The organism is Ferdinandcohnia sp. QZ13 (assembly GCF_031324165.1).
Lineage (GTDB): Bacteria > Bacillota > Bacilli > Bacillales > Bacillaceae_L > Ferdinandcohnia.
This window is the reverse complement of the sequence record NZ_JAVIVW010000001.1, coordinates 260,962-283,368: the sequence shown is the minus strand read 5'-3', so window position 1 is coordinate 283,368 and position 22,407 is coordinate 260,962. Positions and strand designations below refer to the sequence as shown.

Genomic DNA, 22,407 nt, shown 5'->3' with positions numbered 1-22,407 from the left:
TGTAAAATCTTTAAGCAGCACAAAAGGGATACAAGGAGAAATTTAAATGAAAAGCATCTTACGAAATTTTATTAATGGAATTTTGACAATTGTTCCGATTATTTTAGTTGTGTATGTAGTTTTTAAAGTCTTTTTGTTTTTAGATGGGATTTTAGGGAATTTCCTGAAGCCGTATTTGAGAGAGGATTATATCCCCGGAATTGGATTATTACTTACGTTTGTCGTCATTACGATTCTAGGCTGGTTATCAACGAAAGTATTTGCGGGAGCTATTTTCCGTTTGATTGACAGATTGTTAGAAAGAATCCCCTTAATTAAAACTCTATACTCTGTTATTAAGGATACATTCAATTCCTTTCTTGGCGAGAAAAAGTCATTTTCAAAGGTTGCACTTGTGACGATGCCAGGTACGGACGTAAAAGTAATTGGTTTTATCACGACTGAAGATGTCGAAAGTTTTTATGATCCATTGAAGGACTATGTTGCTGTTTATATTCAGCAAACTTTTCAAATTGCAGGTTTCACCTTCTTAATTCGCAAGGATGAAGTTGAAATTATTGACGTCAAGCCTGAAGATGCCATGAAATTTGTAGTTTCAGGTGGGATGACGTCAAAATAAAAACGAAATACCTTATCAATAAAAACGAACGTACAATTAGGAAAAATTTGTACGTTCGTTTTGTATTTACACTCTAGTTAACATAATACTATTATATTCAACTAAATGTTGAGTTAATATATTGAAAATATTTTTTAAGTTTTATGGACCAAAACAAATTTTAAACATATATTATCACGTAAATATTTGGGCTCTTATAACTAATTCTAAGAGGTGATAAGCATGTATGTTGTTCATTACTTTGAAAATAAAAATCTTTTATTAACCCAACTGGTACAAACGGTGCCATCTGTTGATGACGCGATCAAAATAAAAGGAAAAAAAGGAAAAGTTTCCAAAGTAATCGATATTGATGAAAGAAATATTCATATCCAGGTTGAGTTAGACCGGATAGTGAAAAAGAAAACAGTTGACGATTCAAAAAAGAAAAGACGTTAAAATCAGAGAACGCACCGATGAAGGAGTGCGTTCCTATCTTTGTAGTGTAATGATTTCAACATCCCCCATTGATGCCTTATAAAGACTAATCGTTCCTGTTACACCTATTCCTGTAGAAGGATCCATTTTAAAATCATCATTTAATGCAACTGTCCATTTAGCTTCATTATTTTCAACTAAAACAACTGCTAAAGTACCAAATTGAATAACTTGATCCCAGGTAAAGGTTGCCGAATTTCCTTCATGTTCGACTGTAATTCCGTCTGTGTGACTAGATATTTTGCTATTTCCACCCTTCCATTCCCCATAAATGGCAGAACCAACATAATAATACGATCCCCCTCTACCTCGGTCACCATATGTACCAACATATTGGTGAATTGAATTGTCTTTCGCCTTATAGGTCATCGCAGCAACATCATTTGTTAGCCAATCAATTTTATATTCACCATTCATTGGATATGGAAGAGTATCCTTTTGTCGTGCGAAAATTCCATAATAGGTTCGATAATAATGAGCTTCCTCCCTATTATCTTTTATTATGAATACATGCTTAAAATCAGGAGAAACCCTTATGAACTGGTTGATTGGATGTTTAAAAAGCAGAATGCCATTAAAAATAATAAAAAGCAGAAATACAGATGAACTGAGAATCCGTCCTTTCTTCTTTATCGGTAGCAGCATCCAAAATGACAGACTTATAAAGATTCCAACGAAAATATTAATCACATAAAATAAACGATTATCACTATATTCAATTAGAAGTTTGGATTGAAGGAAAAAATAGTTCATTTGTAGAAGAAAAAATCCGATTGCAGCTACAAAGAAGATCCATCCTATTGCTTTTTTACGACTATTCATTTGGTGCTACCTCCAATGCAAACTCCCATGATAACCCTTGATCAAATGAAACAAATTTCCCTTTTACCTTTCCCCCCTTATAATCTCCATTAGGCCCTTGGTTAAGAAGAACAGCAAGGTGACCATCTTCTTTAAAAGGAAGTTCTGCCGTCACAAAAATTTTATTATATTTTTCCGAGATCGAAAATGTGGCTTTTTTCCATGAAAATCCAGCATCGGTTGTTACATAAAAATCAGGTTCTTCAGGATTGATGATACCGTATGATAAGAAGCCGGTGTTTTCATCGACAAAAGCACCATTATAAATAAGCCTTGTTGTACCTGGGGAAGCTGTTTCTCTCCACGTTTTTCCCCCGTCATTTGTGATGAATGCAGCTGACCATTCCTGAGACATTGTTCGATCCCCAGAAACAATAACATATCCAAATTTTTCATTTAGGAAATCCACTTTCCGAAATCTAATGCCTGGAGCATTTGGATAAATCATTGATTCCTGCCATGTTAACCCCTTGTCGAGTGATGTAATTAGTTTAATACCACCTTCTATATATAAAAAAGTGGCTCTTTTATCTGTAAGAATAAAGCTGTTATTTATAAGCTCTGTTTTGTTTCCGTTATACTCACCACTAAATAGTTGCTCAACCTCTACTGGCACTGTAACCCAATCATATCCATTGTCATATGTAATCTTTAATTCATTATTTTGCAGTGTGTAACCAATTGAATCAATCACAATGTTAGGCTGTAAAGACTTAGGTCTCTCGCGATTTTCAGATGGACTTGACATGTCATCCTGTACAGGTGGTGTTAGATCAAATGATTTTTCAAATTGAAAAATGGAAATTATTAACAGTAGAATGACTAAACTTGAAACCACGATTATTAGATTTTTCAAAAGAAAAACTCCTTTGTTCTTTTATCCCTTTATTTTAGCAAAAGCTTCCAATAGACAATAGGCAAATAAAGAAAAAAGCCTGTCTCTATTTTTTAGAAACAGGCCCAACACTACTTCCACCAGTCATCAAACATACTTGCTGGCAAATGTCGTTTATGTTTGGATATTTGATAGCGTTTTTCTATTTTTTCTGCGTCTTCTTTGGAAACTGTTTTACCTTCCAAATAATCGTCAAGAATTTCATAGCTAATCCCTAACTCCGTTTCATCAGCCTGCAATGGTTTTACGTCTAATAAATCCGCTGTTGGAACCTTTAAATACAGACGTTCCTCTGCACCTAGCTCCTGTAAAAGGGTACGTCCTTGTCGCTTGGTTAACCCTGTTAATGGAAGGATGTCGGCTCCCCCATCCCCATATTTCGTGAAGAAACCAGTGACTGATTCAGCGGCATGGTCGGTTCCTACCACTAATAAATTATGCATCCCACCAACTGCATATTGAGCAATCATTCTTTCTCTTGCCTTTACATTTCCCTTATTAAAATCACTGATTTCTTCAGAAGTCGATTTCTTGTACTCCGTCACAAAAGCATCAACAGTAGTTGCAATATCAAAGGTGATTGCACGGTCTGGCTTGATAAATGCAAGAGCTGCTTTTGCATCCTCTTCGTCCTTCTGAACACGATAAGGCAAACGAACAGCAATAAATGTGGTCTCATGCCCCTCATTTCGAAGTTCCATGGCAGCCAATTGACAAAGCTTCCCTGCTAGAGTAGAATCCTGACCACCACTTATTCCTAATACAAATCCATTCGTCTTGCTTTTTATGACATATTCCTTTAAAAAGTTTACCCTACGTTTAATTTCTTCTTTTGGGTCAATTGTTGGCTTTACATGTAATTCTTTCATTATCTGTTGCTGAATACTCATGAAAGATCCCTCCATTATAAAATGGTCTTTTCGCAACAAACTGGTTAATTGTTCATTTTCCCAATCATTTCTTCGATATTTTCCTTTACTTCTTCAATTCGTTTCATTTTATTATTCCAGCACTCCTGGCTTAGGTCGACTGGATATTCCTCTGGCATCGTCGGACGCTTGTACTCATCCCATAGTAGTTCCAGATTTTCATTTAAAAATGAGCGAATTTCCTGTAAAGTTGGAATCTCATACACAAGTTTACCATGATCAAAAATTGTATACTGCAATTCACGCGCTTCAAAATTAGTAACAAATTTACTTATAAATGTATGAACTGGATGGAACATTTTGATTCGCTTCTCATTCTGTGGTTCCTCGTGCTCAAGAGTAATATAGTCACCTTCAGATTTTCGACTATTTTTATTAATGATTCTATACACTCGCTTCAATCCCGGTGTTGAAACTTTTTCAGGGTTCCCGCTTATTTTTATAGTGTCTACCATATCCCCATTTTTATCTTCAATTGACACAAGTTTGTAGACAGCACCAAGAGCTGGTTGGTCATAAGCAGTAATAAGCTTTGTTCCGATCCCCCATGAGTCGATTTTAGCCCCTTGGGATTTTAAGTTGATAATCGTATGTTCATCAAGATCATTCGAAGCCACAATTTTTGCGTCCTTAAATCCTGCTTCATCAAGCATTTTTCGTGCTTCTTTTGATAAATAGGACAAGTCACCACTATCAAGGCGTATTCCAATGAAATTAATATTGTCTCCTTCTTCCTTAGCAACTCTAATGGCATTCGGAACACCGGATTTCAATGTATCATATGTATCAACAAGAAAAACACAATCTTTATGTGTGCTTGCATAATGTTTAAACGCTTGATACTCATCTCGATATGCTTGTACTAATGAATGAGCATGTGTACCAGAAATAGGTATTCCAAATAATTTGCCTGCTCGTACATTTGAAGTTGAATCAAATCCAGCGATATATGCGGCTCTCGTTCCCCAAATCGCCGCATCCATTTCTTGTGCTCGTCTTGTACCGAATTCCATAGCATTTTGGTCTCCAACAACCTGCTTAATACGGGAAGCCTTTGTGGCAATCAGCGTTTGGTAATTAATAATATTTAGGATTGGAGTTTCTAATAATACCACTTCACAAATGGGGCCTTCAATACGAAGAAGAGGTTCATTTGCAAATACGACTTCTCCTTCCTTCATTGAACGTAAAGTTCCAGTAAAACGAAGTTCCTTTAGATAATTAAGAAAATCTTCTTTATATCCTTCTTCCTTTAAATAGGCGATGTCCGTTTCACTGAATGAGAAATTTTCTAGAAAATGGATAATTCTCTCAAGTCCAGCATAAACTGCATATCCATTCCCAAATGGAAGCTTCCGAAAGTTTACCTCAAAGACTGCTCTACGGTTATGTAATCCTTCCCGCCAATAAATTTCTGCCATGTTTATTTGATATAAATCTGTATGTAATGCCATGCTGTCATCATTAAAATGTTTGTTCATCAAAAATTACCTCCAGTAAATAACCTAACGAACTTCTGCGCCGATTGAATCTTTAAAATGTCCGAGTGCCCACTCATGCCCCGCTTGGTTAAAGCTTGCGACGGCTGAACTGTGGATAACAATTTTAAATCCACGGTTATATGCATCAACAGCCGTGTGGAGAACACAAATATCTGTACAAACACCCACTATATGAACTTCATTGATGCCACGTTCACGCAACTTAATCTCAAGGTCTGTTCCAGCAAACGCAGAATATCTCGTTTTATCCATCCAATATACATTCGGATTTGTTTGTTGTTCATTGAAAACTCTTTGAAGATCCCCATATAGAAATCTTCCTGATGTATCTTCTATATTGTGAGGTGGGAATAACTTTGTTTCAGGATGTAGGCCATCGCCTTCTTTATGAAGATCAATTGCAAATACAACATAATCACCGCTTGAGATAAATTCCTCAGTGATACGAACAATTTCTTTTTCAATATCTTGCCCTGGTTTCCCACAAGTTAATGCCCCGTCACTTGCAACAAAATCATTTGTATAATCTACATTTAACAATGCTTTTTTCAAAGTATTTCCTCCTCTTTAATATAATCTTTCGGTTCGAGTCATCAAAAAGATAAACTTTATGTAATTTAGTTTAAATTTGTGTAAAGTTTTCACCTTTAGTTCATTTTATATGAATTTTGTGGAATATTGAATAGAATTGCACTTTTTTGTTATATGTTTTGAATTATTTAAAGAATCAAAGGGTTTAACGTAAAGAACCCCACCGAGTTTCGTGGGGTTCCGATGTTTTTATTCTTCGTCTAATTCTTCATCAAAGATTTCGTCAAAGGCTGCGGATACTTTCTCAAATTCTTCATCACTTTCAATCGCTGAAAAATCTCCCTCTTCATCAATCTTTAAAAAGAAAACATCGATATCTTCCTCGGTATCTTCTTCTAGGTCGTCGAGAAAACCAACTGCAGCGTATTCAGTACCTTCAATTGTTACTACGCCGAGTACCTCAACATCTTGATCCTCACCTGATTCATCACTGATAGAAAAAACTTCTCCAACTGTTACTTTTTCCATATTCTTTTCCTCCCCAAATAGGTTATGAACTAGTACTATTTTATCTTTTCATTGTACCGATTAAAACATACCTTGTACACATGATAATTCGTTGTTAGTAAATAATAACCCTGTGAAGAGTTTTTTACTCTCACTACTAATCAATGTGGAGGGATATACATTGAATATTCTATTTCGCTTATTCCCAGAGTTGTATTATACTTTCGTGAAAATGATGGTTTTCATGAAAAAATTAACTGTTAGACTTCAGTATTTGGTTCGAATTCCAACTCTTGCGTAGAAGGGATATTCAATTTGTATTGTCAAATTCTCATTGATACTTGAAAGGTAAGCGCATGTAGCTTGCCTTTTTCTTTTGGTTTTTAGCTGAAAATCGTATATGTTTAACCTAAATTTATGCTATGATGAGGAAAAAAGTGGGAGTAATGAAATGAATCCTTTCCTATTTGGTGTTCTTGTTGTCACCACTACTGCGTTAATGGGCTCATCTTTTGCGGTTGGAAAAATCGGGTTAGATTATGTATCGCCACTTCTTCTAGTTGGTTTACGCTTTACAATTGCAGGTATTCTCATGGCGTTGTTTGTCTGGAAAAAACCACTTCCAAATCAACTTCAAGATTGGTTACGAATATTCACCATCGGACTTTTTCAAACAACTGGTGTGATGGGGTGTATCTTTTTAAGCTTACGGACGATCACTGCTGGTGAATCTTCTATCCTCACATTTAGCAATCCTTTACTTGTTGTCATTTTAAGTACGTTGTTTCTAGGAATTCGCTATCACTTTTTTCATTGGACTGGGGTAATCATTGGGTTTATAGGGGTTTTCATTACGCTTGGCTTTCATCTTCAATTAGAAATTGGAGTCGTATTGGGTCTTGGCTCGGCTATTTCCTGGTCGATAGGGACATTGTTAATTAAAAATTGGGGCGTCCGTTTTAATATTTGGGTGCTAACAGCTTATCAGATGTTATTCGGTGGTATCCTACTGCTATTGATGAGCTTCACGTTTGAAGACCCTACAATCTCGATTACTTCCACATCGGTATTTATCATTTTATGGCTTGCAATCATGGCTTCAATCGTTCAATTTGCCATTTGGTTTTACTTAATAAATAAAGGCGACCCCGGTAAAACGTCTGCATTCTTGTTTCTTGCACCATTCTTTGGAGTTCTCTCAGGCTGGATAATTTTAAATGAGGTTGTAGAATGGTTTGTATATGGGGGGGCCTTGCTTATTTTCCTAGGTATCTTTTTGGTTAATTGGACATTTGCAAAAGACAAAAAAATAGAACAAAATCTTGGTGCGTAAATGGAGGACCCCATTCCCCAATTGGGGGAATAGGGTCCTTCCTTTTAGTTAATAAATTTTTCTTTTTCCTGCCAGTATTCCTTCCGAAGATGAACCTTTTGAATTTTACCAGACGCAGTTTTGGGTAGTTCATTTCTAAAGACTACCTTTGTCGGAGCCTTAAAGTGGGCCAGACGATTACGAGAGAATGCAATTAACTCTTCTTCGGTCACATCATGCCCTTCACGTTTGACCACAATTGCCTGTGGTGTCTCTCCCCACTTCTCATGAGGAATGGAAATAATCGCAACCTCTAAAACAGCAGGATGATCATATAATGCACTTTCAACCTCGATGGAAGAGATGTTTTCCCCACCACTAATAATAATGTCTTTTTTACGATCGGCTATTTCGATATTGCCATTTGCATCTACAATCGCCATATCACCTGTGTGATAATAGCCATTTCGAATCACTTCGTCCGTACCTTCTTTATTGTTTAAGTATCCTTCCATAACAGTATTACTACGTACGATCACTTCCCCAATTTCTTTCCCATCCTGAGCTACATCTTCCCCGTATTGATTGACAACACGTACCTCTGCTCCTATAAATTCATACCCAGCTTTTGCTTTTAAGCGATACTTTTCTTCTTTCGAAACATTATCCTGTGTATCTCGGATTATGCACGTTGTGATAAGTGGTGATGCTTCTGTCATACCATATACTTGGATAAATTCCCATTCGAGCTCCTCTTCAACACGTTTTACAAATGCTGGTGGAGGTGCAGAACCAGCGATGACAATTCGGATATTTTGTTCTTGCTTTGTAAATCCATTTGATGCCGTATATTGTAATAACGTATTCAGAACTGTTGGTGCCATATGCATAACGGTAACTTTATACGTATCTATTTTTCTAAAAATCTCTTCAGGCTTTACCTTTCTTAAGCAAACCTGTGTAGCTCCGTTAGCTGTGTAGTAAAAAGGTGAGCCCCAGCCATTGACATGAAACATCGGTAAAATATGAAGTAGTATATCACGATCTGATACGCGAAGGTGGTGCATAGTTGTTAAGGCATGGAGGTAATTACTGCGATGTGAGAGCATAACACCCTTTGGTTTTCCAGTTGTTCCACTTGTATATAAAAGTGTTGCAATGTCTTTCTCATCCATTTCAGGGCGTTCGATTGGTTCATTTTCAAAGCTTGCGAGCCATTCCTCATATGAAATCGTCCATTCTGTGTTATCCTTCCCACCATGGACAATAATCTTTTCTACCGTATTTAATCTTTCACGAATCGGTTCAATTTGTCCTAGTAGCTCATGATCGACAAACAAGATTTTCGTTTCACTATGATTTAATATGTACTCATAATCGGATGGAATTAATCTTGTGTTTAATGGTACAATGATGGCGCCAATTTGAAACACTCCATAAAATCCCTCAAACATTTCTGAAGAATTTGGAGCTAAATATGCAACACGATTCCCTTTCTCAACACCAAGATGTCTTAATCCTCGGGAAAGTTGATTCACTCTATCGTTTACTTCTGCATACGTAAAGCTTTTGTCATCATCAATTAGTGCAGTTTTTTCACCATACAGTTTGACAGCACGATCTAAAAATTGAGATAAAAGCAAAGGTACATACAAGTTCATTTCCCCCTTTAGTAAGTATAAAACGAAACGTGTAAACACTTACATTATAAGGAATATTCATACTATTTTCAAATTATTTAGAAATAAAAAACCATTTCTTTAAATTGAACTGTCCTTTAAAGAAATGGTTTTCTAAAGTAAGATACATTAAGTCAAAATCCGATTCTTGTCCAATCAAATAGGGAACCAGGGTCTGTTTTTCTTCCAGGTGCATATTCATCATGCCCAATCACGTGGCTTCTGTCTCGTAAAATCGATGGATTTCTCTTCAAGATATTATCTATTAACTGATGCAATGATTGGTATTGGGCATCTGTGTAGCCAGCTAGCGAAGGGTCGATTTGATTATACGTCTCTTCATCTATTATCCCTGTCATCTCTTCTTTAGTTCCTATTGCAATTAGCTCAATCCCGATCGAATATTGATTCATATTATTATCGTATTCAGGGAAGTTCGGTAAACTCCCTTTTCCTGCATGATATGCGACTCTATCTTCAGATACAAGACTATAGATTTCTCCCTCGCGATCTATTAGATAATGAACCGAAAGACCATATTCTTCAAATATGGAATAGATATCATCTACATTGTATGGATCTTCAGGTTTGAGTCCGGCATTACTAATAAAATGGATCATTAGATGTGTAATTTCGTTTATGCGCTGTTCCGAATGATCAAGAGGTAAAGATTTATTGGTTGTTGCAATGATCTCTTCTGTGGCCACATCTACCACAGTATTCTCAATTTTTATTTCCTTAGATTGCGCAGCACAGCCGAACAACAGTGCTGTAAGTATGCAGCCCATACAAACTTTCTTCCATTCCATGTTTTCCAAATCTCCTGTTTTCAACTTAACCCTAGTTTTTGTGGGTATTATCACCTATATGTATTGCAATTTCTTGTTATTCGAGATTAATTATACAGTGTAATTACTAGGATGTCAGTCTAAAGTAGGAAGATTTTTCAAATTAATGGACATTATAACACGCACAGATTGAAGCGCTTTAAAGTTCAAATTCCCATTCATCACGTAAAATGAGATATAGGACTAATAACTCATTTTCTAATTGCTCAAATGTTTTGCCTGTTACGTCAATTCCTGCCTTTGGTAACAAAATATCGGCAATTTGTTTTGTCCTTCTGTCTTTCACATCATCTTTTAGTTGTAAAAATCGATTGCAATAAGTTTGCAGTAGCTTCCATTCCTTGTTTCCGAAAGATTTGATTGTCCACTGATCGATTGTAATTGAATCTTTTCTAAGGCTACGTCTATGAATTTCCTTATCAAGTGGACTTTGTTTTTTTAGATTTTTCGATCGCCTTTCATGTATAACAATTGTACCAGCAACAAGGTCTCCCAATCGTTTATGCTTTGGGTGAAAAAAGATCATGATAATTCCCAAAAAGTATGAAGCTGGTAAGGAATCAATGATGCGTAGAAAGTTCCGGATAAAACTCGATAACAATGTTATACTATGCCCGTTTTCTTGAATTACACGAATTCCAACAATCTTTTTCCCAAGCGTCTTGCCCCCAGCAAAAAATTCCAATAGAAAAAAATAACCCCAGTTCAATAGGAATAACAATATAATGGCAATGGCTACTGGTCCAGAAAAAAACGTTTCACCAAGCAACCAAAAATCGGATACTCCGTGTAAAATAAGCAATAAGGTAAATAAAATAAGAAAACTTGAAATTGACAATATCAATGTATCAAGCAAGAAAGCAGCAGCCCGGCTACCTACCCCTGCTAACTGAAATTGAATGGAAACAAATTCAGGTGTTTTAATTTTGGTCAGTTCTTGATTCAAAAAAGCTCCCCCCCTTTTCTGGTTGTTTTTTACATTCGTAGTTTCTATTTTTCTCTAAAATTACTATAATAAGGTTATTGCTATTTCAAGAGGTGATTAGACTGTGAACATGAAACAATTTGTCAAACAACACCGAGATGAGTGGAAGCAGCTTGAGCGAATGATTTTCACTTTACATAAGCGTAGAAAATCTCGTAGCAGCAACGAAATTAACGAGTTTCATAGGCTTTACCAAAAATGCGCCGGGCATCTTTCCTACAGTCAAACCTATTTTCCAAATGAGGAGATTACCCCTTATTTAAACGGTCTTGTATCAAAGGCACATAATCTTTTGTACAAAGATCAGGTTTCAAGCTTCCAACAAATTCGCTATTTCTTTAGTACGAAATTTATCGGACTCTTACTTGAGCAATGGAAATTTGTAGTTGTTGCTTTTGTTTTGTTTACTATAGGTGGCGTCGGTAGTTTTTTTTCAGTCCTACAGGATCCACTCCATATGTTTTCTATTTTGCCAGCAGAAATAGCTCAAGGGGTTGATCCAGACTATTTGGGTAGTCAAGATGGTGAAGTTGATTCATCCCTCATGTCAGCAAGTATTATGACGAATAATATTCAGGTGGCGATCCTCGCGTTCGCAAGCGGAATTACCTTTGGTGTGTTAACAGTCTATCTATTAATCTACAACGGTATCATCGTCGGAGCCCTGGCTGGTTTGTTTTGGCATTATGGAAAAACGTATGATTTTTGGGCATATATCGTTCCACATGGGATGATCGAGCTTACCGCTATATTTATAGCAGGTGGAGCCGGTCTGCTAATGGGATACAAGTTGCTCGTGCCCGGTCCGTACACAAGAGGTTATCAGCTAAAGATTCAGGCGAAACGCTCTGTTCAACTACTTCTAGGAACAATTCCTTTATTTGTCATTGCTGGCATCATCGAAGGCTTTATCACACCTGCGACCATTTCGCTTGAAGCCAAATACGCTGTTGCATTCATTACAGTAATCGGGTTAATCCTCTACATCTTGACAGGGAAACTTTTTTTAATGAGAAAAGAAGCTACAGCAAATTCCGATTCATAATATCAATATAATAGGAAACGGCTGTTACTGCTAACTTATCCTCCTTGGCCTCTATCATCATGAGGCCTTGGTTTTCCCATTTTTGTTTTTCTCTCTTTTTTACAAGCATTTGCTGCTGTGCCATACTTTTTAGCATCGCTTTTTGAATAGTTGTAGGCTTCTCATTAATCCTTTGATTTAGAGTTTCATCCTCTACACCAATCATGAGAAAATAATGCCGTTTTCGTAATTTTCGTAAATAAACCAACGCGCTTTCTTCCCGCACAAACGTTTGTACATCGCTAAACATTAAAAGCAGACTCCGCTTCTTTTGGACTGTTTCTAAATAAGATAGAACAGCGCCATAATTTGATTCAACCGCATCTACCTTAAGATTATAAATCGCTTGTAAAATAGTTTGAAGATGTGTAATCCCTTTTCCGGCTGGGACAAAAACTTTTACATCCGTTGAAAAAGCTAGCATGGATACATAATCTCCATTTTGAAGAGCTGCTGTCGCAACAGTAATAGCGGATTCAATCGCTCTTTCAAGACGATTTCCCTTTTCTAACTCAGCACCCATCATTCTGCCACAATCAAGTAATACCGTAATATACTTTCCATGCTCTGGTTCATACTCATTTGTCATGACTTCATGTAATTTAGCTGTTTGTCTCCAATTGATTGTTCGCGGATCATCACCGACGACATAACTCCTGATTTTAGAAAACTCACCAGTTCCGGTTTGTTGCTTGCGAATTTTTACACCTTCATACAATAAAAATTTCTGTGCATTTTCAAGGTATTGCCTAGTTTCTGAGAGATCAGGAATCACTTTTACGTGGTCTTCTATAGTAAACGTGAGTTGTTTTTCCCATAAACCTAGTAAACTCTTGTATCGCAAATATAGTTTATTTATTTGATAATCACCGCGTTCCATTGCTTCTATTTGGTAAGTGATTCGTGAAGTCGTCTTACCTGAAATGTTTCCTTTGATAGGGAAGGATTTCGTAAAGGAATCTGGAATACCATCTACTAATCGATATGAAAGACCAAATGTGGAATTGTTGGAAATTTCAACCTCAATCAGAGTGGGAAGTCCTCTCTCCACTTCAGACGGTAATTTGCGATTGGCTGATAAATACTTTTTTCTAGGTGAAAAAAATAAGTCAACTAAACTTCCAAAAAGAACAAATAAATTAAGACCAATGATCAGTCCCCATGATAATTCAAATGATGACAACACCAAAAATCCAATTGAAAGTAATAGTAAAACTAAAATCAACCTCTTTGTAGGCAGAATCCCCTTATCGAGGAACAGGAACCGATCCCACAAGTTCTTCAATGATTTCGTCAATGGTGATTCCCTCCAATTCTGCATGTGGAGATAACTGAATCCGATGCCTTAACGCAGGCTTTGAAACCAATTTCACATCATCTGGTGTGATATAATCTCGCCCAGCTAAATATGCCCAAGCCTGAGCCGCCTTCGCAATCGAAATAGCGGCCCTTGTGCTTGCTCCAAATCGAATGGTTTCAGATTCCCTCGTTTTACGTACGATTTGCATAATATAATCGAGAACACCGTCACCTAAAATAACTTTTTCAATTTCATTACGTATGGATAAGAAGGTGCTTAGATCAAGAACATTAGAAGCTACTTCATTATAGAATTTTTGTTCAACTACTTGTTTCACAACAATTTTTTCTTCATTAAAAGCAGGAAAATCAATTGAAAGTTTAAATAAAAAACGGTCCTGTTGAGCCTCTGGTAATCGGTAGGTTCCCTCAAATTCAATAGGGTTCTGTGTGGCTACAACAAAGAATACCTCAGGTAACTTGTATGTCTCACCTTGAATCGTAACCTGTTTTTCCTCCATGGCTTCTAATAAGGCTGCTTGGGTTTTAGCAGGTGTACGGTTAATTTCATCAGCTAAAAGGACATTTGTAAAAACAGGTCCTTTTAATGTTTCAAAATGTCCTTCTTTCATGTTGTAGATCATACTTCCTGTAATGTCGCTTGGTAAAAGATCAGGTGTAAACTGGATTCGGTTAAAATCCCCACCAAGTAAGGTGGCAAGAGTTCGTACCATTTGGGTTTTTCCGGTTCCTGGAACACCTTCAATCAAGACATGACCGCCAGCTAGAATGGCAGAAAGTAAAAGTCTGAGATTCATATTTTGACCTAAAATTCGTTGTTCGTATTTCTCTAGTAAGGATGCAAGTTCCGGTCTCATCCTTTCTCCACCTCTTTTCGTAATTCATCTAATTTATTTGACCATAACAAATAATCTTGTTTGGATAGTTTTTCAGTCTTTAATATGTTTGTGAGGTCATCAAGATAACGTTTAATTTCCCTTTCATTTTTTCCAGTCCATCGTTGAACCAATTTGGTAGAAAGGTCCGACCAATCCCGCTGAAATGGAACTCCCCATTTCTCCTGTAAAAGCTGTTTTACGTAATCTGCTTGTATATTGATAGATTCATGGTAGTAACGCCCTCTTAAATACCATGCGCTCAATGCTTGAATACTTTCGTCACTAAATCGAACTGTTTCTTCGCGGGGAACAATAACTGGACCAAACCGTTTACCTTTGTACCAAACCCATAGTATAACGATAATTCCACCTTGTAAAAGGAACACTAAAAACCAAACAGGGTATAAGGTTGTAACTGTAGAGGCATTTTTCGTCCCGTGAATATATTCATCAAAATAATAAACGGAGACATCTTTATGTTCAATCAATGATAATACCAGAGGAATATGATCATAGTTTGATAGATTGCCATTCAACATCCACTCTGGTGAAATGGTTGTGATCAGTTCACCTTCACCTATTCTTCGACTTGTTGCTATTACACCGACGTCATCTTCTAAAAGTACCATCTCTTTTTCACTAGGAATGATTCTATTAGTGGCTTGGAAGAATGCATCAAATTCTTTCCCGTCTTTATTTTTAATGGTAACGGCTTCCTCATTAAAAGGGTCGATTTCGACAGGAAGGGTTTTAATATCAAACATCCCTCGTGGATTCGATTTAAACAAAATAATTTTGTTTCCAGCCTTTATAAAATCAAGATACCCATCCGCCTCTTCTTGTTCTGGAGTGAAATAAGGTTCCACCATTATTAGAACTTGATTTGCATCTTGGTTGGTAAGAAGGTTTGGTGAATGTGACCATTTTTTAACTTTATGCTCATCGTTTAAATATGTATAAATCGCTTTTACACCCGTTGGAGAAGGAGAATCAGATACATAATGTGGATACACCTTTGGGTTGTAAGATTCAATAAAATACGTTAGTAAGAGTAGGAGCGCAATAAGCCCAATTAAGGTGATCCATACTTTACGGTTCTGCATGCTGCTTCTCCTTTCCTCCTTCTGAGTGTTCTAGCCAAGCAAAGGTTTTTTCTCGAAATTGATTGTATTCTACTTGATCAATCTCATATTCCCCATATGCAACCTCATCGAACACCAATGCTAAATCATAAAATTCATCGGCCCAAGCCTGTTTTACTTTACGCAGTTCATCATAATACTCCCAATTTGTTTTCCATAATTTTGCCTCTAGCCATTCTTTATCATGGAAAAACAGGAGAAGTGCCAAAAATAAATGTCTAGTCGCAGGTGAAAAATCCTGATTTTTTTCATGTTTTAACGCCTCTTGTACATGCTTTTGATATGTCCAGCTTAATTCCACAGCAGAATGAAGGGGATTGCGTTTACTTAAATTTGTATTTCTCCTTTTATTTCGTACTAGTAAAAAAATCGCAATACCTAATAGCAGGAGTGCTCCAAGAATAATAAGGACTAGCACCACTTCTGCAGCACCGCCCCCAGACTCAAGTGCAGGGAATAAATTTTCGATAAAGTCAGCCAGCCATTTTTTTATTTGATCCCACCATTCCTGAAACACGTTCCTTGATTCATCATAGTAAATTCGATATTCTTTTCCATTCAGAATTTCTTCCATCCGTTCCCTTGCTTCATTCATTTGTCCCATAATTGATCACCACTTATCTTGGTTCATTAAACCCCTCAATCATTTCATCCAAATCCTCAGCATCATGTCGAACCTTTGCATCAAGGTACATTACACCATACCCAACAGCAAAAAGTAAGGTAGTAAAAATGGCTGTAAAGTTAACAATTAAGGAGAGTAGAACACTATTTCCTAAAAAGATGCTGAATGTCGTCTCAACTGCAAAGCTAATCGCGCTGATAATTAAGAAGAAAACAATATATAGACCAAAAAGAACCCAGCCTCGTTTCTTAGAAAGATGCCAACTTCTAGATAATCCAGGAGATTCATAATCTAGTACAACCGAACCAAAATAAAAGCCCCAGCGTGTCAGTAAATAACCGAGTCCAACAAATAAGCCCAACCCTAATACAATTGCAAACAGAACCCCGAAAAGTGGAATTGCAATTCCACCGAAAATACCAATGGGAACTATAATTAAAATTGAAACAAAAAAGAACCCAAATACAATAAGACCAAACACTATATTGCTACCAAGCATAGCCCAAAATCGTGAAAAAGCTTTCTTAATCACCGAACTGATCGAATATTCCTCATTCTTGCGGATATGATTTAATGCAATTAGAAGTGCAGCTTCGGCGACAGGAAATAGAACCAAGCCAAGAATAGCGATAAATATTGTTCCTAATGCCCCGCCCAATCCTATATTTTCGGCAACTACTGTCTCATCAAAGCTATTCGCGATTTGAGAGATCCAGTCATCTCCAGGACCTACTTCTCTAAAGAAGCTTGTTCCCGATGCTAATAAAATGACCGCCTCGAGTATGTATACCGGCCCCATAAAAATGAGTAAAATCGTAAAAAAGTCCCGAAAATGTATTTTGCTCAAACTAAAGGTGAGGTCAAGGATTTCCCCAAACCCCTTAGGCTGTGAAAATTTTGTGTTCAATCTGCCATCCCCCTATTATGTAATCAAATACTAATATCGCCTATTTTAACATTATTCTGGAAGTTTTTCTGTATTATTTTAGAAATTTTTTCTAGTTAGTTGGTGGTTAAATTATAAAATGCCAAACTCCTTTAAGGAATCTGGCGATGATTTTTTTACACTAATGAGGTTTAATTGCCCCTTTTATATCATATAGATTCAAATCAATTTCTAGCGGTTTTCCCATCGAAAGCTTCGCTAATTCACCACCTAAAAATGGACCAACAGTTAAACCTGACGCCCCGAGACCGTTAGCAACAAAAATGTTTTCATAGTCTGGCATAACTCCAATTACTGGTAGAAATTCTGGAGTGAACGGTCGAAATCCAACTCTTGTTTCTAAAACCGTTCCTTCCGATAAACCTGGAGCAATATGTAAGGCTTTATCAAAAATTTCATGAAGTCCACCTGCGGTTACCCGATAATCGATTCCTTTATCATTTTCATGGGTTGCACCCACAACAACTCTTCCCCCATCAAATGCTAGAATGTATTGGTCATTTGGTGGCATGACAACCGACCAACTGTCTGTGTTTGTATTTTCAAGACCTAAGTGGACAATTTGGGCCTTTTGTGAGGAAACTAGAAATTCGATTTCGAGTGGCTTTAGTAATTCTTTAGCCCAAATCCCTGCTGTTACAATGATTTTATCAGCTGTTAAAATTTCATCCTCTAATTGAGCACCTATTACATTGCCATCCTCTTTAACTAAAGAAGCACTTCCTTTTCGCTCGAAAGCACCATATTGCTTGGCACCACGAATTAAGGCATTTCGGAGTTCGCGTCCATTTACTCTTGCAGCACCACTTACATGTACCGCTGAGTATTGATCAGACAATGGCGGAAACAGGGCTGTTGTTTCTGTTGAAGTCAAACGTGTAATTTTTCCAATTTCTGGTGCATCCTTCCGACGAGATTGCGCTCTCTCTTCTATTTTATCAAGCTTGCTTTCATCTAAATGAAGACTAACCGCTCCAACCTTTTTATAACCAGTGTTAGTCTCGCCCAATGCCTCCAGCTCACTTATTAATGTTTCGTAATATTTTGCCCCTGCTTTCGCTAAATTGTACCACGCCTTATTTCTACGTTGGGATAACCACGGACAGACAATACCTGCGGCGGCATCAGTAGCTTGTCCCTGGTCTTGTCGGTCGACAATTGTTACTTGTGCACCTGCTTTAGCAAGATGATAGGCTGTTGATGCACCAAGAATCCCAGCACCAATTACAAGATAGGTTGTCATGTTTTCAAAATCCCTTCTATACGATATGTAAATTATTTTACTAAAAATGTTGATTTAAAACAGCTTTTTGTCGAAATTTGTATATTTTTCTGTTTTTTTATACAGTATATAGATGATGCTGTAAAATATAGGAAAAAATATATACAGCGCATTTTCAAAAATGAAAGGAGGTAAGGCGAATGGCCAACAAAAATAAAAATAACCAGCAACAAACAGGAGCAAATAGTATGGACACGGAATTTGGTGCAGAGCAAGGCATGAGTAAAAAGGCAAGAAAGAAAGCAGCTCGCGAAAAACGCAAAAACAAATAATAGTTAAGTAACGAATTTTCGTACCGGTACATATTTGACCTGTTCCTTGATTTGACTTTTTGGAACGGGTTTTTTCTTTTTTGAACGATTGGTTATAATAGCGGTTATTGGACAACCGCAGGCACCCGTATATTGTTTTAAGGGGTGATTTGATTGAAACAATTGGAACTTCAAATGATTTTATTTGTTGGAGCATCTCTCGTTCATGAATACTGGCAACATTGGGGTCTTCCTAGAGTATATTTTTGGGACGTCAGGCATACTCATTTCAAGAAAATAGAAGAAGATTCTGATGAAAAAATTGCATAAGAAAAGGGATAACGCTGTTACCCCTGTTCCTTAACCTTTAATAGTCGCAAGCTGTTTAATGTCACAATCAGTGTTGCACCCATATCAGCAAAAATGGCGATCCAAAGTGTGAGCCAACCTGGGACAACCAATAACAAGGCTATAGCTTTTATTGCTAATGAAAAAGTGATGTTTTGTTTAATGATCCATAATGCTTTTCGACTCAATTTAATTGTAAACGGCAATTTTCGAAGGTCATCAGACATTAACGCAATGTCAGCTGTTTCAAGGGCGGTGTCCGTTCCGGCTCCTCCCATCGCAACACCAACAGTCGCAGCTGCTAGTGCCGGAGCGTCATTTACCCCATCTCCAACCATCGCAACATTTTGGTAACTGGCTTGAAGCTCTGTAATAGAAGCTAGTTTGTCCTCAGGAAGTAAATCCGCTTTAATTTCAGTTACACCCACTTCATTTCCAATCGCATTAGCTGTTAATTGATTATCACCTGTGAGCATAATTGTTTTTTTAATGCCTGCTTCATGTAAGTTGCGAATGACCTCTTTTGATGATTCCCTTAATTCATCGGCTACCGCGATGAGTAAAAGAATTTTTTCCTCAGTTCCTAGGATTATTACTGTTTTTCCTTGACTTTGCATGTGTACTATCTTCTCTTGTTTTTCTTTTAAACTATCTTTTTGCACTTCTTCAAATAGAGCAGGACTACCAACATAATACACTACTTCTCCAATTTTAGCTTTTACACCTTTACCTGTAATAGATTGAAAATTTTCAATCATTACTTCTTTATAAGGAAGTCCCTCAGCTTTTTTTATGATAGCTGTAGCAAGTGGATGTTGGGAGCCTTTTTCAATGGCAGCGGTAAGTGTCAGCCATTTTTGCTCATTCTCATCATAAGAAACGATTTCAGTTACAGCAGGAACTCCTTTTGTTAATGTACCCGTTTTGTCAAATGCAATAACTTTAAGTGAACCTGCTTCCTCAAGGTAAATACCGCCCTTGATCAGTACACCATGTCGCGCAGCGTTACCGATTGCTGTTACAACTGCAACTGGAGTAGATACGACTAAGGCACATGGACATCCTACGACTAGGGCAGCCAATCCTTGATAGATCCATACGTTCCAACTTGCTTCAAAGAACAATGGAGGAATAACCGCTATTAAAATAGCTAAGACAATGATTGCAGGTGTATAGTATTTCGCGAATTTATCTACAAATGCTTGAGAAGGGGCACGTTCAGCTTGTGCTTCCTCAACCAAATGGATGATTTTTGCAATTGTTGTATCTTCAACACGTTTCGTTACTTTGACTTCAAGAAGTCCTTCTTCATTCAGAGTACCTGCAAATACCTCATCATTTATATTTTTGCTAACTAGAACACTTTCACCAGTTATTGAAGCTTGATTAATGGAAGAGTTACCCTTCGTCACGATTCCATCCATGGCAATCTTTTGACCAGGCTTCACAATCATGATGTCGCCGATTTGAATATCCTCGACATGAATCATCTTTTCTTCAGTTCCGCGACGGATCAACGCTTCATTCGGTGCTATATCAATCAATGACTCAATTGATTTTCGGGCTTTGTCCATTGAATAACGTTCCAAGGCCTCGCTTATTGCAAATAAAATCACAACAGTTGCCCCTTCACCCCATTCTCCAATAAGGGCAGCCCCAATAATAGCTACGGTCATGAGAGTATTCATGTCAAAATTGAAGCGAAGCAAGTTTTTAAATCCCTTTTGAAACAGTGTATAGCCACCGATGATTATGGCTGCAGCATAGCCGATTGTTGAAGCGATATGTCCTTCTCCATATGCTTCTGCTAAAAGCCAACTCACTAAGAGAAAAACGGAAGATATATAGACTTTAATAGTTTGTTTTTGCTTCCAAAATGGTATTTGTGGTGCTGCTTTTTCACGCTCGTCTCGCAGCTTTAAATTTTCAAAAGCACCTGCCTTTTCAAGTTCTTCAATTGTTGTATTACCTGTTACTGTTATTTTTGAAGCCCCAAAGTTTACATTAGCATCTATAACACCATCCAGGTGTTTTACGTTCGTTTCGAACGTCTTTGCACAGCCTGCTCAGGAAAAGCCTTGAACTCGGTAAGTCTTTGTAGCTTGTTCAGACATAATTCTTCACCTCTTCTTTATGAGCGAGGGCAATTTTTAGTAAATGTCTAATATGATCATCATCTAAAGAATAAAAGACTAATTTTCCTTCTTTTCTATATTTTACAACACCCTGTTTATGCAGTGTCCGAAGATGGTGAGAAGCATTTGCAATTGTAACACCAATTACATTTGCTAGGTCGCATACACATAATTCATCATCCTGAGTTAAAGCAAAAGCGATTTTGGCCCTGTTTTCATCCGCTATAGCTTTGAACAATTGGGCTACACTTAAAATATCAACTTTTTTTAACTCACTTTGTATCCGCTTTACCTTCTCTTCGTCATAACAATAAATTTCACAGGTATCCTTTTTAGACATTTATATCCCCTCATTAAAGTATTCATTTGAATAAATTATATATTTTTAATTATTAAACATTCAAGTCAATATTTGAATAATGGGCATAATCAAAAAACACGATCAATTATCCCATGCTTTTGATAATATCTCTCGAAAGAGTTGATTAAGTTGCGGTGTTGGATTTGGTATAGTGTGTTTATGTTTAGATACATAATGCTTTAAATCTGTGAATTGTTCATCAATAAACGTATCAATTAGTAAGTTTTGGTTTTTTACATTTTCACCTTTAGATTTTAATTTCATGATGTTTTCAATGTTTGTTTTTAATACGCCATTTGGTAAGAGTTCATTTATTAAGCTATTCATATCAAGATTGCCCATGCGATTGTATTTTTGTATATATTTAGCCATTAAAAGAGGGCGGATTACATTCATATACGTTTTAATATTCGGTCCTTTCTCCTGAATGGTTTTAAAATTTCCCTTTGCCATTTTGACGTAATGATAGATACAAGCATTTGGTGAAAAAATTATGGGTTCAAGTTGTTTCATTTTTTCGACGAAGGAATATGTCTGAGTATAGATGATATTTGAATGTAACCATTCTAAAAGTCCCGGATTTGATTTGCGAAATAGACGAAGTGCCTTTGTAAGCTCCCAGCCACTCATGTCTACTAAAGGATCTAATGGAATGTTTACTTTTTGGTGTTTCGGAATTTCAAGCACATCTCGCTTTTGATCAATCGAAAGGTACCAATCAATTTTATGGATATAAATAAACCGGACATCATAGTCACTTAATTCTGATGAAACACTCCAGGTTCGGCTCCCAACTTCACATGCATAAAGTATTTTAACTTCGTATTCCTTTTCAATTTGTTTAAGGACTTCTATGATATGTTCTTTCACAGTGATCCTCCTTTTCTTTA

Annotated in this window: 24 protein-coding genes; 6 read left to right on the top strand and 18 right to left on the bottom strand. The window is 36.9% G+C overall.

All coding sequences use genetic code 11. The features are described 5' to 3' along the window. Positions 1–46: 46 nt before the first annotated feature. Both RGU12_RS01430 and RGU12_RS01425 read left to right on the top strand, forming a co-directional pair. Positions 47–619, top strand: a complete 573-nt coding sequence (locus tag RGU12_RS01430) for a DUF502 domain-containing protein (RefSeq protein ID WP_309534475.1) — start codon at positions 47–49, stop codon at positions 617–619. 222 nt (positions 620–841) lie between these two features. Further along, complete coding sequence (locus RGU12_RS01425; protein ID WP_309534474.1) at positions 842–1,057, top strand: hypothetical protein; 216 nt, start codon at positions 842–844, stop codon at positions 1,055–1,057. Between the two features lie 33 nt (positions 1,058–1,090). Here the strand turns inward: RGU12_RS01425 and RGU12_RS01420 are convergent, their stop codons facing one another. The 6 genes from RGU12_RS01420 to RGU12_RS01395 all read right to left on the bottom strand — a co-directional run bounded on the left by RGU12_RS01420 (position 1,091) and on the right by RGU12_RS01395 (position 6,342). Continuing rightward, positions 1,091–1,918 (bottom strand): hypothetical protein, encoded by an 828-nt coding sequence (locus RGU12_RS01420; RefSeq protein ID WP_309534473.1) that lies wholly within the window; start codon positions 1,916–1,918, stop codon positions 1,091–1,093. Continuing rightward, complete coding sequence (locus tag RGU12_RS01415) at positions 1,911–2,813, bottom strand: WD40/YVTN/BNR-like repeat-containing protein (protein ID WP_309534472.1); 903 nt, start codon at positions 2,811–2,813, stop codon at positions 1,911–1,913. Before RGU12_RS01415 ends, RGU12_RS01420 begins: the two co-directional genes overlap by 8 nt. A 110-nt stretch (positions 2,814–2,923) precedes the next feature. Continuing rightward, positions 2,924–3,742: an NAD(+) synthase gene (gene nadE / locus RGU12_RS01410; RefSeq protein ID WP_309534471.1), complete on the bottom strand. Its 819-nt coding sequence runs from the start codon at positions 3,740–3,742 to the stop codon at positions 2,924–2,926. A 44-nt stretch (positions 3,743–3,786) separates the two neighbouring features. Beyond that, positions 3,787–5,262 (bottom strand): nicotinate phosphoribosyltransferase, encoded by a 1,476-nt coding sequence (locus RGU12_RS01405; RefSeq protein WP_309534470.1) that lies wholly within the window; start codon positions 5,260–5,262, stop codon positions 3,787–3,789. 24 nt (positions 5,263–5,286) lie between these two features. Further along, positions 5,287–5,835, bottom strand: coding sequence for a cysteine hydrolase family protein (locus RGU12_RS01400; RefSeq protein ID WP_309534469.1), 549 nt, complete (start codon positions 5,833–5,835; stop codon positions 5,287–5,289). Positions 5,836–6,063: 228 nt separating this feature from the next. Further along, positions 6,064–6,342: a DUF1292 domain-containing protein gene (locus RGU12_RS01395; RefSeq protein ID WP_309534468.1), complete on the bottom strand. Its 279-nt coding sequence runs from the start codon at positions 6,340–6,342 to the stop codon at positions 6,064–6,066. Positions 6,343–6,772: 430 nt separating this feature from the next. Between RGU12_RS01395 and RGU12_RS01390 the strand changes: the two genes are divergently transcribed. After that, positions 6,773–7,654 carry a DMT family transporter gene (locus tag RGU12_RS01390; RefSeq protein ID WP_309534467.1) on the top strand — a complete coding sequence of 294 codons (882 nt, stop codon included), beginning with the start codon at positions 6,773–6,775 and terminating at the stop codon, positions 7,652–7,654. A gap of 44 nt (positions 7,655–7,698) precedes the next feature. On the opposite strand, the gene RGU12_RS01385 is transcribed toward RGU12_RS01390, so the two are convergent. The 3 genes from RGU12_RS01385 to RGU12_RS01375 form a co-directional block, all read right to left on the bottom strand. Then, positions 7,699–9,294, bottom strand: a complete 1,596-nt coding sequence (locus tag RGU12_RS01385; protein WP_396232292.1) for a long-chain-fatty-acid--CoA ligase — start codon at positions 9,292–9,294, stop codon at positions 7,699–7,701. Between the two features lie 152 nt (positions 9,295–9,446). After that, on the bottom strand, positions 9,447–10,121 hold the full coding sequence (locus RGU12_RS01380; RefSeq protein WP_309534465.1) for an N-acetylmuramoyl-L-alanine amidase: 675 nt from the start codon (positions 10,119–10,121) through the stop codon (positions 9,447–9,449). Between the two features lie 178 nt (positions 10,122–10,299). Beyond that, entirely contained in the window at positions 10,300–11,106 is an 807-nt protein-coding gene (locus RGU12_RS01375) for an RDD family protein (RefSeq protein ID WP_309534464.1), read from the bottom strand. A gap of 103 nt (positions 11,107–11,209) precedes the next feature. Here RGU12_RS01375 and RGU12_RS01370 point away from each other — a divergent pair, with 103 nt between their 5' ends. Continuing rightward, positions 11,210–12,190: a stage II sporulation protein M gene (locus RGU12_RS01370; RefSeq protein ID WP_309534463.1), complete on the top strand. Its 981-nt coding sequence runs from the start codon at positions 11,210–11,212 to the stop codon at positions 12,188–12,190. On the opposite strand, the gene RGU12_RS01365 is transcribed toward RGU12_RS01370, so the two are convergent. The 6 genes from RGU12_RS01365 to RGU12_RS01340 form a co-directional block, all read right to left on the bottom strand. Beyond that, positions 12,168–13,526 carry a DUF58 domain-containing protein gene (locus RGU12_RS01365; RefSeq protein WP_309534462.1) on the bottom strand — a complete coding sequence of 453 codons (1,359 nt, stop codon included), beginning with the start codon at positions 13,524–13,526 and terminating at the stop codon, positions 12,168–12,170. The genes RGU12_RS01370 and RGU12_RS01365 overlap by 23 nt on opposite strands. Next, on the bottom strand, positions 13,477–14,406 hold the full coding sequence (locus tag RGU12_RS01360; RefSeq protein ID WP_309534461.1) for an AAA family ATPase: 930 nt from the start codon (positions 14,404–14,406) through the stop codon (positions 13,477–13,479). Before RGU12_RS01360 ends, RGU12_RS01365 begins: the two co-directional genes overlap by 50 nt. After that, on the bottom strand, positions 14,403–15,530 hold the full coding sequence (locus RGU12_RS01355; RefSeq protein WP_309534460.1) for a DUF4350 domain-containing protein: 1,128 nt from the start codon (positions 15,528–15,530) through the stop codon (positions 14,403–14,405). The genes RGU12_RS01360 and RGU12_RS01355 overlap by 4 nt, the downstream gene beginning before the upstream one ends. Continuing rightward, entirely contained in the window at positions 15,517–16,173 is a 657-nt protein-coding gene (locus RGU12_RS01350; RefSeq protein ID WP_309534459.1) for a DUF4129 domain-containing protein, read from the bottom strand. Before RGU12_RS01350 ends, RGU12_RS01355 begins: the two co-directional genes overlap by 14 nt. A 13-nt stretch (positions 16,174–16,186) precedes the next feature. Then, positions 16,187–17,101: a hypothetical protein gene (locus RGU12_RS01345; protein WP_309534458.1), complete on the bottom strand. Its 915-nt coding sequence runs from the start codon at positions 17,099–17,101 to the stop codon at positions 16,187–16,189. A 160-nt stretch (positions 17,102–17,261) separates the two neighbouring features. Then, positions 17,262–18,383 (bottom strand): NAD(P)/FAD-dependent oxidoreductase, encoded by a 1,122-nt coding sequence (locus RGU12_RS01340; RefSeq protein ID WP_309534457.1) that lies wholly within the window; start codon positions 18,381–18,383, stop codon positions 17,262–17,264. 179 nt (positions 18,384–18,562) lie between these two features. Here RGU12_RS01340 and RGU12_RS01335 point away from each other — a divergent pair, with 179 nt between their 5' ends. Together RGU12_RS01335 and RGU12_RS01330 are read left to right on the top strand one after the other, a co-directional pair. Next, on the top strand, positions 18,563–18,694 hold the full coding sequence (locus tag RGU12_RS01335) for a hypothetical protein (protein ID WP_309534456.1): 132 nt from the start codon (positions 18,563–18,565) through the stop codon (positions 18,692–18,694). A gap of 153 nt (positions 18,695–18,847) precedes the next feature. After that, positions 18,848–19,003, top strand: coding sequence for a hypothetical protein (locus RGU12_RS01330; RefSeq protein ID WP_309534455.1), 156 nt, complete (start codon positions 18,848–18,850; stop codon positions 19,001–19,003). Between the two features lie 17 nt (positions 19,004–19,020). Here the strand turns inward: RGU12_RS01330 and RGU12_RS01325 are convergent, their stop codons facing one another. From RGU12_RS01325 to RGU12_RS01315, 3 genes are all read right to left on the bottom strand, one after another. Then, the gene (locus RGU12_RS01325) at positions 19,021–21,135 is read right to left on the bottom strand and encodes a heavy metal translocating P-type ATPase (protein WP_309534454.1); all 2,115 of its coding nucleotides are present in this window, start codon (positions 21,133–21,135) and stop codon (positions 19,021–19,023) included. Beyond that, complete coding sequence (locus RGU12_RS01320) at positions 21,128–21,496, bottom strand: ArsR/SmtB family transcription factor (RefSeq protein WP_309534453.1); 369 nt, start codon at positions 21,494–21,496, stop codon at positions 21,128–21,130. Before RGU12_RS01320 ends, RGU12_RS01325 begins: the two co-directional genes overlap by 8 nt. Before the next feature lie 102 nt (positions 21,497–21,598). Continuing rightward, positions 21,599–22,387: a nucleotidyltransferase domain-containing protein gene (locus RGU12_RS01315; protein WP_309534452.1), complete on the bottom strand. Its 789-nt coding sequence runs from the start codon at positions 22,385–22,387 to the stop codon at positions 21,599–21,601. Between the last annotated feature and the right edge of the window lie 20 nt (positions 22,388–22,407).

Coding starts and splice junctions, on each gene's coding strand:
- nadE (WP_309534471.1), bottom strand. CDS start 3,742: ATGAGTATTCAGCAACAGATAATGAAAGAATTACATGTAAAGCCAACA.
- RGU12_RS01420 (WP_309534473.1), bottom strand. CDS start 1,918: ATGAATAGTCGTAAAAAAGCAATAGGATGGATCTTCTTTGTAGCTGCA.
- RGU12_RS01355 (WP_309534460.1), bottom strand. CDS start 15,530: ATGCAGAACCGTAAAGTATGGATCACCTTAATTGGGCTTATTGCGCTC.
- RGU12_RS01320 (WP_309534453.1), bottom strand. CDS start 21,496: ATGTCTAAAAAGGATACCTGTGAAATTTATTGTTATGACGAAGAGAAG.
- RGU12_RS01350 (WP_309534459.1), bottom strand. CDS start 16,173: ATGGGACAAATGAATGAAGCAAGGGAACGGATGGAAGAAATTCTGAAT.
- RGU12_RS01335 (WP_309534456.1), top strand. CDS start 18,563: ATGGCCAACAAAAATAAAAATAACCAGCAACAAACAGGAGCAAATAGT.
- RGU12_RS01385 (WP_396232292.1), bottom strand. CDS start 9,294: ATGAACTTGTATGTACCTTTGCTTTTATCTCAATTTTTAGATCGTGCT.
- RGU12_RS01390 (WP_309534467.1), top strand. CDS start 6,773: ATGAATCCTTTCCTATTTGGTGTTCTTGTTGTCACCACTACTGCGTTA.
- RGU12_RS01395 (WP_309534468.1), bottom strand. CDS start 6,342: ATGGAAAAAGTAACAGTTGGAGAAGTTTTTTCTATCAGTGATGAATCA.
- RGU12_RS01380 (WP_309534465.1), bottom strand. CDS start 10,121: ATGGAATGGAAGAAAGTTTGTATGGGCTGCATACTTACAGCACTGTTG.
- RGU12_RS01360 (WP_309534461.1), bottom strand. CDS start 14,406: ATGAGACCGGAACTTGCATCCTTACTAGAGAAATACGAACAACGAATT.
- RGU12_RS01405 (WP_309534470.1), bottom strand. CDS start 5,262: ATGAACAAACATTTTAATGATGACAGCATGGCATTACATACAGATTTA.
- RGU12_RS01340 (WP_309534457.1), bottom strand. CDS start 18,383: ATGACAACCTATCTTGTAATTGGTGCTGGGATTCTTGGTGCATCAACA.
- RGU12_RS01425 (WP_309534474.1), top strand. CDS start 842: ATGTATGTTGTTCATTACTTTGAAAATAAAAATCTTTTATTAACCCAA.
- RGU12_RS01430 (WP_309534475.1), top strand. CDS start 47: ATGAAAAGCATCTTACGAAATTTTATTAATGGAATTTTGACAATTGTT.